Annotated in this window: 17 protein-coding genes; all 17 read right to left on the reverse strand. The window is 60.0% G+C overall.

Annotated features, from left to right (window positions below; genetic code table 11):
- Positions 1-255: 255 nt before the first annotated feature.
- Positions 256-558: a type II toxin-antitoxin system RelE/ParE family toxin gene (locus ENE75_RS24150; protein WP_128201579.1), complete on the reverse strand. Its 303-nt coding sequence runs from the start codon at positions 556-558 to the stop codon at positions 256-258.
- Positions 555-785, reverse strand: a complete 231-nt coding sequence (locus tag ENE75_RS24155) for an addiction module protein (RefSeq protein ID WP_128201581.1) — start codon at positions 783-785, stop codon at positions 555-557. Before ENE75_RS24155 ends, ENE75_RS24150 begins: the two co-directional genes overlap by 4 nt.
- Before the next feature lie 263 nt (positions 786-1,048).
- Positions 1,049-1,348, reverse strand: a complete 300-nt coding sequence (locus ENE75_RS24970) for a hypothetical protein (RefSeq protein ID WP_158289085.1) — start codon at positions 1,346-1,348, stop codon at positions 1,049-1,051.
- 154 nt (positions 1,349-1,502) lie between these two features.
- Positions 1,503-2,009: a Cif family virulence factor gene (locus ENE75_RS24160; RefSeq protein WP_128201584.1), complete on the reverse strand. Its 507-nt coding sequence runs from the start codon at positions 2,007-2,009 to the stop codon at positions 1,503-1,505.
- Positions 2,010-2,308: 299 nt separating this feature from the next.
- On the reverse strand, positions 2,309-2,845 hold the full coding sequence (locus ENE75_RS24165; RefSeq protein ID WP_128201586.1) for a GNAT family N-acetyltransferase: 537 nt from the start codon (positions 2,843-2,845) through the stop codon (positions 2,309-2,311).
- A 172-nt stretch (positions 2,846-3,017) separates the two neighbouring features.
- Positions 3,018-3,482 (reverse strand): GNAT family N-acetyltransferase, encoded by a 465-nt coding sequence (locus ENE75_RS25835; RefSeq protein ID WP_128201589.1) that lies wholly within the window; start codon positions 3,480-3,482, stop codon positions 3,018-3,020.
- 128 nt (positions 3,483-3,610) lie between these two features.
- Positions 3,611-4,702: a DUF4062 domain-containing protein gene (locus tag ENE75_RS24175; RefSeq protein ID WP_128201591.1), complete on the reverse strand. Its 1,092-nt coding sequence runs from the start codon at positions 4,700-4,702 to the stop codon at positions 3,611-3,613.
- Positions 4,703-4,838: 136 nt separating this feature from the next.
- Positions 4,839-5,132 carry a BrnA antitoxin family protein gene (locus tag ENE75_RS24180; RefSeq protein WP_233259266.1) on the reverse strand — a complete coding sequence of 98 codons (294 nt, stop codon included), beginning with the start codon at positions 5,130-5,132 and terminating at the stop codon, positions 4,839-4,841.
- A complete protein-coding gene (locus ENE75_RS24185) occupies positions 5,095-5,370 on the reverse strand; it encodes a BrnT family toxin (RefSeq protein WP_128201595.1) in 276 nt (91 codons plus the stop codon). Before ENE75_RS24185 ends, ENE75_RS24180 begins: the two co-directional genes overlap by 38 nt.
- Before the next feature lie 183 nt (positions 5,371-5,553).
- Positions 5,554-6,012 carry a hypothetical protein gene (locus ENE75_RS24190; RefSeq protein WP_128201597.1) on the reverse strand — a complete coding sequence of 153 codons (459 nt, stop codon included), beginning with the start codon at positions 6,010-6,012 and terminating at the stop codon, positions 5,554-5,556.
- Positions 6,013-6,149: 137 nt separating this feature from the next.
- Positions 6,150-6,614: a Trm112 family protein gene (locus tag ENE75_RS24195; RefSeq protein WP_128201599.1), complete on the reverse strand. Its 465-nt coding sequence runs from the start codon at positions 6,612-6,614 to the stop codon at positions 6,150-6,152.
- A gap of 150 nt (positions 6,615-6,764) precedes the next feature.
- Complete coding sequence (locus ENE75_RS24200; protein ID WP_128201601.1) at positions 6,765-7,181, reverse strand: DUF1801 domain-containing protein; 417 nt, start codon at positions 7,179-7,181, stop codon at positions 6,765-6,767.
- A 162-nt stretch (positions 7,182-7,343) separates the two neighbouring features.
- Positions 7,344-8,132, reverse strand: a complete 789-nt coding sequence (locus tag ENE75_RS24205; protein WP_128201604.1) for a DUF4261 domain-containing protein — start codon at positions 8,130-8,132, stop codon at positions 7,344-7,346.
- A 158-nt stretch (positions 8,133-8,290) separates the two neighbouring features.
- Complete coding sequence (locus ENE75_RS24210) at positions 8,291-8,824, reverse strand: protein tyrosine phosphatase family protein (protein WP_128201606.1); 534 nt, start codon at positions 8,822-8,824, stop codon at positions 8,291-8,293.
- A gap of 170 nt (positions 8,825-8,994) precedes the next feature.
- Positions 8,995-9,381, reverse strand: a complete 387-nt coding sequence (locus ENE75_RS24215) for a VOC family protein (RefSeq protein WP_128201608.1) — start codon at positions 9,379-9,381, stop codon at positions 8,995-8,997.
- Positions 9,382-9,583: 202 nt separating this feature from the next.
- The gene (locus ENE75_RS24220) at positions 9,584-10,162 is read right to left on the reverse strand and encodes a hypothetical protein (RefSeq protein WP_158289086.1); all 579 of its coding nucleotides are present in this window, start codon (positions 10,160-10,162) and stop codon (positions 9,584-9,586) included.
- 63 nt (positions 10,163-10,225) lie between these two features.
- On the reverse strand, positions 10,226-10,681 hold a 456-nt coding region (locus ENE75_RS25840; RefSeq protein ID WP_199232409.1), incomplete at its 5' end, for a transposase.

The following is a 10,681-nucleotide window of genomic DNA, read 5'->3' on the forward strand; positions in this document are numbered from 1 at the left end:
ACGTGCTCGAGAGGCTGCCTACGCAGCCCGCCAGCAGGATCGGCGAGCTGCTGCCGCACCGCTGGCAGGCGATCGACTCGGCCTGACCACCGCCCCCGTCGTCATGACGGGATCGCCGGACGCTTACCCTGCGACGCCTAACGTTCGAGTTCAGCCGCGGGCAGTGGCATGGCGCTTGGCCCGCGAGGCGCATGATGAACCAAGGCGCTTCGCGGGCCAAGTGCCATGCCGATGACCGTCGGCTGGAACGAGGTGTTAGGCGTCACTCAACCGCGACAGCCAGTAGCCTGGGCGGCGGCGATGAGGCGCAATTGCCACCACGAGGAACTCGCTTTCCGATGGCCGGTACACGACGCTGAACGGAAAGCCCTTGACCAAGACACTTCTCGTTGAATGATGCGAAGGAGCCCCACCAAGAGGATGCCTTGTTGCGCGCTCGAGGGCAGCCTCAACTGCAGCTTGAAACCGAATGCCTGAACCGGCTCTTGCGTTCGAGTAGTACTCGACCTCATGGAGCAACTCGGCCTCCGCCTCCGGCAGGAAGCGAACCACGCTCACCTTGCGAGCGCGCGCGCTTTGGCGAAGACCTCTTCTGCGGAAAGCGCCTGCACTTCACCGCGGTCGTACGCGGCAAGACGGCGCTCGATCTCAGCGGCCCAGGCTACATCAAGCTCCGCGGCTGCAGGCTCGTTCAGGGACTCGAGCAACTCGTCGACAAGGCGCTCCCGCTCTTCACGCGGGAGCTGCTTGCCACGGACTGCGAGGTCTGCGGCGGTGTCTGGCATGGCTACTCCTGAGGACGAGCGTCAAGTCTACCCCTTGCGGCCAGAAGTCTCGCGCGCATGGCCACGTGACGCCTAACGTTCGAGCTAAGCCGCGCGTGACGGCGCGGCGCCTGGCCCGCGAAGCGCATGATAAACAACGGGCGCTTCGCGGGCCAGGTGCCGTGCCGTTGCGCGTCGGCGTTTGAGCGAGGGGTTAGGCCGCAGCGCAGGCGGCAGGGACGTATTGAATGCCATGCACAGGAAAAGAGCATTGACGAAGTGGTCTATAGGCCTTCGTCGTCTTCTTGCTCTCTCGCGATTGCATCTCTTTCAGATTGACTAAGGTACCGCAACCTCAATTCCTCAATGCTTGGCATTCCCTCGACGCCACGGAGAATTGCACCAAAGCGATGGATCCAAGAGTGGAGTTCTTGATCCCGGTAACTGTAGTCGTCGAGGTCAAACAGCAAGAACTTGTGCGCTTCTCGCGCCGCATACTCATCTGGAGTCTGCCGCAGGTCAACTTGGCTGCGCGCGAACTCCTCTCGGAAACCATCTGCAATCTTTAGGATAGGTACGGTCATGATGGACGAGTCGGTGGTTCTGCGGCCTAACGTTCGAGCTAAGCCGCGTGACGCGGCAGGACGGCTTGCCCGCGGGGACGATGATGAACAAACACGGCCGCGCGGGCAAGACGGCCTGCCGTGGCACGTCGGCTCTTGAGCGAGGGGTTAGGCGTCAGTTCAGACCTTCAGCCTTGGCGATCTCGGCTGAGCTACCAGCATGGTTGTTCATGTACAAGAGTCGCCAGCCATCACCTTCGTACCGCCAACGAGACACGAGTAGATCGCGCGCCCACTCTCGCGAGTACTTCCCGTCCCTCTGTGGCAGTTCCAACCACTTTCCCTCGAGGGCCACTGTGGCGCTCTTTCCGTTCGACGCGAGAAGGAGCTTCTTGATTCTCAGATCAAGATCGTAAGTCCGTACGTAATAGGAGGCAAAGGTGGTTACCGTGGCCTTGGACTTTTTCGGAGAAGGATCACTGGGGTCAATCCATTCAACGTCTTCCGTCAGCCAACGAGCCCAGGACGCGATTTCGTGTGAGTTCCAGCTGGCCAAATAGTCTGAAACAGCCTGCCGTAGTGCAGCCTCTGCATCCGCGTTGCCAGCCTGTTCAGCCCCAGCCTTCGGCATCGCTAGCGCCAGTGTCCAGGCAGCGTAGGCAAGAACATATCGACGTTGCATCTGAGTCTCCCTCAAGCAGATCGGTCACCTGCCACGCACCTGCGTGGCCACGCAAGTTGGAGCTTGCTCAGTGATTCACCAGCACGCGTTGTCCGAGATCAATCCGGACAGCTACAGATGTCCGCGCCACGGGCAAAGCCTCTGACGCCTAACGTTCGAGCTAAGCCGCGCGCGACGGCGCGGCGCCTGGCCCGCGAAGCGCAGGATACACAGTGAGCGCTTCGCGGGCCAGGTGCCGTGCCGTTGCGCGTCGGCGCTTGAGCGAGGGGTTAGGCATCACTGCGCATGCACAACCAAGACTACCAATATGCAGGGTCACGAAATGCCTCAACACAGTTCGGACGGTCGCTTCGGGCCTCGATTGGTGAATCCGAGAGTGACTGACCAAGCCACCCTTGCGGCATGGACAACTCCATTGGCGCTTGCATGACGTTCTCAGACAGCGGCTCAAAACCCGCCCTACCGTAGTAGGCCGGATCGCCATAGGTAACCACAACACCGGCTCCCTGCTTCTTCAGCTGCTGCAGCCCAAACTCAATGAGGGCCTGACCAATGCCACTTCGTTGACGAGCGGATGAAACTGCCACCGGAGCGAGCATGTAGACAATGGAATCGTCACTGAACTTGAGGCGCGTAAAGAAAATGGCTCCAGTGAGGGCGCCGTTCTCGATGGCACCAAAGGCAATCACGTCGACATCGTCAATGACTGCGGCCAGCTTGTCGACCAGACGCCCGATCGTGAGCCCTTCGTCCTCTCCTTCGGAGTCTGAAAACGTCGAGCGGAATAGTTCAGACAGTTCGGCGCGCCTTGAATTTCCAAGTCTTTCAAGTTTCATCATGCTTCCTTGAGACAGACTGCACCGGGAGCACGGCAGCGGGTCTTGTGATGCCTAACGTTTGAGCTGAGGGGCGCGCGCAGGCATGGCGCTTGGCCCGCGCGGCGGATGATGAACCACACCGCCGCGCGGGCCAAGTGCCATGCCGGAGCGCGTCCACTCGAGCGAAGGGTTAGGCCTCGCTCGCGGCAAGGGCATACCGTAGTGGCATGAAGCCGGGGGGAAGCTGCTGGCTGGACTGCCGATGTTCGAAGCCCAACGAAAGGTAGAACTGGACAGCGAATGCCGAAGAGTTGAGGTGGATCGCTTCCTTTGGACTGCTCCCGCGGCACCGATCTATCGCAGCGAGCAACAAGGCTCTGCCAATCCCCTTTCGGTGATGCTCAGTGGCGACGAACAAGCTGCAGAGGTTCCAGAAGTCTTTGACAAGGACTACACCAACGACTTCTCGATCGAACTCGGCTACAAGGTGGACGCACCGCTCGGGGGCTCGCTCCCACAAGCCCAGGTTGGAGGCGACATTCTCGATGGTCTCAAGTTGGTGGGAGGCGTCGACCGTGTCGTGGATCACCCCTTCCATAAGAGCCAAGATCCGTGCCTTGTCTTCGATGGTGGCATTGCGCAGATGGGTCAACATGCGAGGCCTAACGTTCGAGCTAAGCCGCGCGCAGCGGCGCGGCGCCTGGCCCGCGAAGCGCAGGATACACAGCAGGCGCTTCGCGGGCCAGGTGCCGTGCCGTTGCGCGTCGGCGCTTGAGCGAGGGGTTAGGCCTCAGCTTCCGGCGCCTCATCCGCACTGCCCTCATCAACAGGCTTGAACTCCCCTTTCCGAATCGCGCGTAGCTGTACCAATACCGCGTCACCATAGGCAGTAAGGCTCCAAAAGGTTCTGGTGTCTTTGATGCTGCGTGCCTTCTTGCTCTGTTCGATGAGCCCCAACGCGCGGAGTTGAATCTTGATAGTTTGCTCATCCCTGGCTGATACAGCAAAGGATCGAGGTGAGCCAAACTCCGTCAACTCAGGATCTTCGTCCCATCCATCAAGCGTACGTGTTCGAACAAGCTGAGCCAACCCTGCACGAATGCGGTCATCTGCCGCTTCGTCAAGCATCAGGGGACCGATCTCCTCAAAGATCTCGTTCCATGTGAAATCTAACTGCCTGTTGAAAGACCAAACCTCCCGGTCTGCCGCATAGGCTTCGAACGAGTAGTCAATCGGAAATGGCTCTACACCTTGGGCGAGATCCTCGCTTCCCTTCGGAGCGGAGAGCTGCGTTTCGGCCAGTTTTGCTTGGAGGTCTTCGATGGTCTTCCGAAGCCGCAAGACCTCGGTAGCAGCCACCGCGGCAGCCGCCTTGTCTGCGCGGATCCAGCCTGGCATCGGATGAGTGTTGATCAGCCGAACCAGGCTACGGCTTACCGCTGAACCAAGATCTGACGGACGTTCCCAGAACTTGCACACCTTCTTTCGCGTTAGCTCACGAAACTCCATGAGCTTGGCGACCGACTCAGGATCGGCCTCCGACTTTCCTACCGGGATCAGCGCAAGGTCCTTGTGCAGAAAGGCGATAACTGGCTTCCCGGTGTCGAGAGCGTATCGATACTCTTGCTCGGTGTAGCTGATTCCCTTTGGCCCAATGGAGCCGTATCGCCCACCAATGATGACGATGTAGTAGTCACACTCATCGATGACTCGCTTGATCAGTGTCCATTGATCGTCGTCAGTTGCCGGGAATAGCTCCATCCCTGCGGGAATGCAGTCGAGTTCAAGCAGGGCCTGCATGACCTCCTGACGCTCCTCGCGAAGGTCTTCATACGTTGAGCTTACGAATACCTGATAGCGACGGTCGCTGGACATAGATTCTGAGGCCTAACGTTCGAGCTAAGCGGACCGTGCAGGCAGACGCCGGCTGGCCGCGCAAGGACAATCTACCACCTTGGCCTGGAGCGGCCAGGCGGCGGCTGCCGGCGCGGGTCCGCGCTTGAGCGAGGTGTTAGGCGTCGCTCTTGGGCCTTGGCAACGGCGACTTTGCAAGACGCTCGGCCATTCGTGTTTGCCAACCAGGACCAGTAGCACGCCAACGCGCGACGACTTCTGGCGGCAACCGCAGACTGATGAGTTGACGGGGGTTCTCCGACTTCGGACGGCCACCCTTGTTGACCACCGCGCGCGCAAGCATGGCATCAGTGAGTTCGGGCAGTTCCTTGTACTCATGCGGCTTGACCTTGTGCGCATCGACGCGCGCAAGATCAGTTCCCGAAGTACGGCGCGAGGCGGGCTTGTTCACGGTCGTTGGCCTTTCGCATGCTGAAGACATGGCGCTCCGCGCCACGCGGCGTGTACCCCACAACAACCATTCGGCCCTTCAGCTTGCCGAAGCAGATGATGCGACGTTCACCGTATTCCTTGCGAACATCCTCAACTTCGACCGTGACGCCCCTGAAGACCTGAGCAGCATCCTTGAAGTCTAGGCCACGCTCATCAAGCGTCTTCTGGCGCTTGGCCGGATCGTAGGTGATTCGCACCCGGTTAGTGTATATACACTAACAAGATGCCGCAAGAGCAATAGGCGGGGGGCCTGCGACGCCTAACGTTCGAGCTAAGCCGCGTGACGCGGCAGGGCGACTTGCCCGCGTAGCCGATGATGAGCAAACACGGCTTCGCGGGCAAGGCGGCCTGCCGTGGCACGTCGGTGCTTGAGCGAGGGGTTAGGCCGCACTCTCGGCGAAGACATGCCACGCATCCTCGTACCCCAGTTCAGCAAGCGTGTTTGGATGGATACCTGGCATCTTGGGATCAAGAAACCACTTGGAGAACTTCTCGGGCTGACCATGCAGGTCCTTCCCGGGCACGACGAAGTATTGAACCTGTTGCCCTGGCTTGTTAAGCAGGACAAAGACGTAGACCTGGGTTGGCTCTACCTTGTGGTGGCTTAGCAAGAAGAAGTTCTTGGACCTAAGCGCCTTGACCTGTACCGCAAACGATCTCTTCGACTCCGGGTCATAGGCAAGTAGGTCAACGGACTTCGCGTTCCCGAAGGTCACTGAGGTCTGAAGGCCCCGCTTCAGTAGTTCAGCCGCGACGAACAGTTCACCTGCCAAACCAGTGATCTGGCCATCGACCCGTGGCTTCTTCTTTGGTGGTGGATCACCCTCAGCGGTGCTCATGTGCGGCCTAACGTTCGAGCTAAGCCGCGCGCGGAGGCAGGCGGCGTAAGCCTGGTTCGCGATGATGCCGCATAGGCCGCGGACCAGGCTTACGCCGCCTGCCGGAGCGCGTCGGCGCTTGAGCGAGGTGTTAGGCCTCACATGCCGATCGTCCTACCAGAGGGAATTTTCCTCGACTGCTTTACGGGAAAGTTCTCCTGGCAGCCAGGACAGCGGAAAGTGCCAGACATGTTGTGGTTGTCCTGCAAGATGTGCACCTCACGCCGATTGAAGCAGCTTGGGCAAGCAAAGTGGTCTGGCGATCCAATGAACTGATAGACAACGGCCCCACCCACGGTTGACGAAAGGGAGTACTGCTGCTCCCTTGCTTTCCATGCTTGTATGTCCACGAGCTGGGAACGGAGTTCGTCTCGCTCCTGCTGAAGCTCAGAGAGTTTCTCTCGAAGAACGAATAGCGCGTCCTGTACATCGCCAAGTTTCGCTTGGGCTTCCAATATCTTCGGCCTCGCTTCCGAGTCAACCTTTTGCTCAAAGAGCCCAGACAAGATCTCCTTGGCTGCTTTGATGCCTTGATAGGCTCCTGCTAGTGAGATTGCGTCCACGTGCGCTCCTGTGAGGCCTAACGTTCGAGCTAAGCCGCGCGCGACGGCGCGGCGCCTGGCCCGCGAAGCGCAGGATACACAGCAGGCGCTTCGCGGGCCAGGTGCCGTGCCGTTGCGCGTCGGCGCTTGAGCGAGGGGTTAGGCGTCGCCTCAGCCATACCTGGCCTTCAGCTGCGCAAGTGAGCCGACAACCAACTGCTCCAAGACCTTCATGTCGATGTCTGCGATCTTCTTGATGTACAGGCAGGACTTACCCATCTTGTGCTTGCCGAGCTTGGCAAGCAGTGCCTCTTGTTCGCCACCTTCCGCTATGAGGTAGACGACAAGCTCCTTGCCTCGTATGGCGAACCCGGTTCTGCACATCTCTCCGGTTCTGCCGCTCTCATAGGTGTACTTGTAGAGCCCATACCCAACGATGCTGGGTCCCCACATCTGCGGCTTCTCTTTGGTCACGCGCTTCAGCATGACCATCAGGCTCTTGCAATCAGTCTTCTGCTCTTCGCTGGCACGCGACGCGATGTATTCATCGATGCTCGCATCGGTGGCCTTGGTCTTGAGTTCAGCCATTGCAGCGAGCTCCGAAGGTGGTTGCCTGCGACGCCTAACGTTCGAGCTAAGCTGCCCGCGGAGGCAGGCGGCGTAAGGCTGGTACGCGATGATGCACCATGTGCCGCGGACCAGCCTTACGCCGCCTGCCGTAGCGGGTCAGCTTGAGCGAGGGGTTAGGCGTCACCGCCGCCACCAAGACTTATTTTGCTGATTTCTTTCATATGTGAGTCGCATAACCTGACCTTTGGCGCCAAAGTATGAGGGCGAGTATGTGACGCGTATTTGTTCTGTAGCACTATTACCTACAGTATTTCCGTCACCAATTACTGGGCCATTGTCAAGTAGGTATTGGGCTATTGACTCGAAGCGTTGACGAAGTTCGGATGGCGGCTCAGTGGCATCTCGAGTCTCCAGCTCCATAAGGCCCAGGGCAGCAAGGCCTGTAGTAAATCCTGCACTAGTCTTGCCGCTCTCGCTCCAACCAACACGAAAATCGACCCAGACCGGAATGGGCGGCCCCTTTGGCAAGATGCTGGTAGCGAAGTCGCAGAACAGACCCTTGGGAACGACCATCACTGCGTTGTTCCAGAAAACGCCAATTGCTTGAGGCAACGCAGTCATCACTGCTGCGCACACTTGAGTTAGGAGAGTCGAGAGCTGGACGGGAGGCAACTCTCCCATCACGGTCACGATCGCGTGGATAGTGTGCTCTTTTGCCTCTGTCAATGCGTTTGGCCAGAGGTAGCTTGTTGAGCACGGACCTTCTAAGTCGACCCACGGAATAGGCGCGGGCATGAGTCCGATAACGACATCAGCTTCTCCGAGCCGAAACGAAAGTGTGTTGTCTTGAACGCCAAAGTCGGTTGGGGTCGCAAGCTCAGGCCAGCCGGAGGACAGCGCCGCCTGCACCTGCACTTCCGCAAGAGTTGGAGCTTCCCTAAAGAGAAGCATCGCTAGCTGTAGAGGCATGGCAAGTGTGGTGCGTTTGTGACGCCTAACGTTCGAGCTAAGCCGCGCGCAGCGGCGCGGCGCCTGGCCCGCGAAGCGCAGGATACACAGTGAGCGCTTCGCGGGCCAGGCGCCGTGCCGTTGCGCGTCGGCGCTTGAGCGAGGGGTTAGGCGGCGCTTTAGTACGGCTCGAAATTGATGCCATGCTTCTTGAGCTGAGTTTGTAGCAAAGACCTCCACGGCCCGTGCGGAGACCAGACTTTGCTTACCGATTCGTACGCATTGCCCGGGTCTTGCCCACCTGTGATGGTGCGATACAGGAACACCATGCTTGATGCACGCATGTTGACCTGACAGTGCACAAGAACTTTCTTGCCCTTGAGGCGCTGCAGCGCTTCTGACACCGCGACGAAGTGACCTTCCTGCGGCTTGCCAAACGGGATGGGAATGTGAACGAACTCGATGCCTTGCTCAGCAAGAATCTTTGGCTCATCGGCGATGGCATCCGGCACCGAGCTTGGCGCCAGATAGAGCACCGCTTCAAACCCCTGTTGCCGAAGCGAACCGAGCGCCGCACGGCTCGGCTGACCTGAAGTCACCAACATCTGGTCGATCGGCACCACGTTCGGTGCCTCCAAGACCTGCCCCATAACTGCGCCCGTGCCGCCCATCAGAAGGAGCAATGCAGCCAGGGACTTGCGGAAGGGTGGCATGGGGTCCTCGCGCCGCCTAACGTTCGAGCTAAGCCGCGCGCGACGGCGCGGCGCCTGGCCCGCGAGGCGCAGAATAGATGAGCGGCGCTTCGCGGGCCAGGCGCCGTGCCGTTGCGCGTCGGCGCTTGAGCGAGGGGTTAGGCCGCGCCGTGTGCGCGAGAACGAGCAACTCACTGACCCTCTGGCGGTTGCCAGAGTTCAAGCTTGTTGCCCTCAGGGTCAAGAACCCATCCGAACTTTCCGTACTCCGATTCTTCGACTTTGTCGTCGACGGCGCATCCTTCTGCTCGAAGTACCGCGAGCACCGCGTGGAGGTCTTGAACACGGTAGTTCACCATGAAGCTCGCCGAACTTGGCGCGAAGTACGTAGTGTCTTCCTTGAACGGGCTCCAGACAGTGCTTCCGGTTCCCGTCGGGTTCTCTTCCGTTCTCCATCGGAAGGCAACGCCACCCCACTCTTCGACTTCCAGCCCGAGGTGCTTCCTGTACCACTCTGCCAGGGCCTTGGGGTCCTTCGCCTTGAAGAAGATGCCTCCGATTCCGGTGACTCGCTTCATTGAGTTTTCTCCACGCGCAGAGAGTAGCGCTGCGGCCATTCGCGCGGCCTAACGTTCGAGCTAAGCCGCGCGCAACGGCAGGGCACCTGGCCCGCGAGGCGTAGGATAGACCACCAGCGCTTCGCGGGCCAGGTGCCCTGCCGTTGCGCGTCGGCGCTTGAGCGAGGGGTTAGGCCGCACTCGCGGCGCCAGATTGCGACAGCTAGGCACCTGAATTGATGGCCCGGAGGCATGCTTCGGGCGGCTCAAAGGTTGGATTCGCGAACCGCCTATCCGCGCGCCAGAGTGCCACAAGTGGGAAGAACGGTGGAACGTACTTTATGGTTACGTCGTACCCGCCGCTGGTTGTAGTGACGTTGCCGAAGGATTTGACGAAGCACCTCCGGTTCAAAGGAAGCGATGCTGTGTAAATGGGAGCGGCGTCGCCGACGATGAGCCCAACAGCAAGGGCGCCTACGGTGCCCAGAAGCATGCTGAGGATAAGGACAAGCACTCCAATGGAACCGAGCGCGATGCCAACCAGACGTGGACGAACGCGAAATGCGGATACAGCAAGCACGCCAGTGGTGATGTACGCGATGCCGCAGAGCAGAGCGTTCAGTTCGAACCAGGGCGTGGAGATGCCAAGAAGTAGAGCAACAAAGAAGAGGCAAAGTCCAGTACAAAGATCGCGAAGACGACGAACCCGCAAGGCCGCTGGCTGCCGATTGAGCCACCAAGAGGCAAGTGGTGCGATGACGGGCGTACCAAGTATCGCGGCGAAGGCGACGACGAAGGCCACGGTGGTTGCATTCATACGGCTGTACGCGGCGGCTCGATTCCGAAAGGTGGTGAATCGTGCGGCCTAACGTTGAGGTGAGCGGCCGTCAGCAGGCAACAGTGGCCGCGCGGAACCAACAATATCCCAAGATGGTGGAGCGCGGCCGCTGTTGGCTGTTGACGGTCCGTTCGACCGTCTCGTTGAACCGCGCTCAGCAGTGGCTTGTTCCCCCCGCGGGGAAAAAGCACCTGTGTGGTGCGCCCCTTGCACCTGCCGCTTCAGTCCAGCCAGCCGCCGCGTGCGCAGCAGGCTCTTGCCGCAGTGCGGGCACGGCGTGGCCGGTGCCGGCGTCGGTGAAGTCTGGGGCCTGGGCCATGGGTGATCGTCCTGGCGCAACTGCGCGCAGGCCTGAGCATGGTGCTCGCGGTGGTTGCTGTTGTACAGCCCGGCGTGGCGTGTGGTGTGTTGCCGCGATGCGGGTGCATGCCATAGCAGCCGGCGCACGAACTGCTGGGCGCTCAGCCGCTGGGTCTGGGTGCG

The organism is Rubrivivax albus (assembly GCF_004016515.1).
GTDB classification, from domain to species: domain Bacteria; phylum Pseudomonadota; class Gammaproteobacteria; order Burkholderiales; family Burkholderiaceae_C; genus Rubrivivax; species Rubrivivax albus.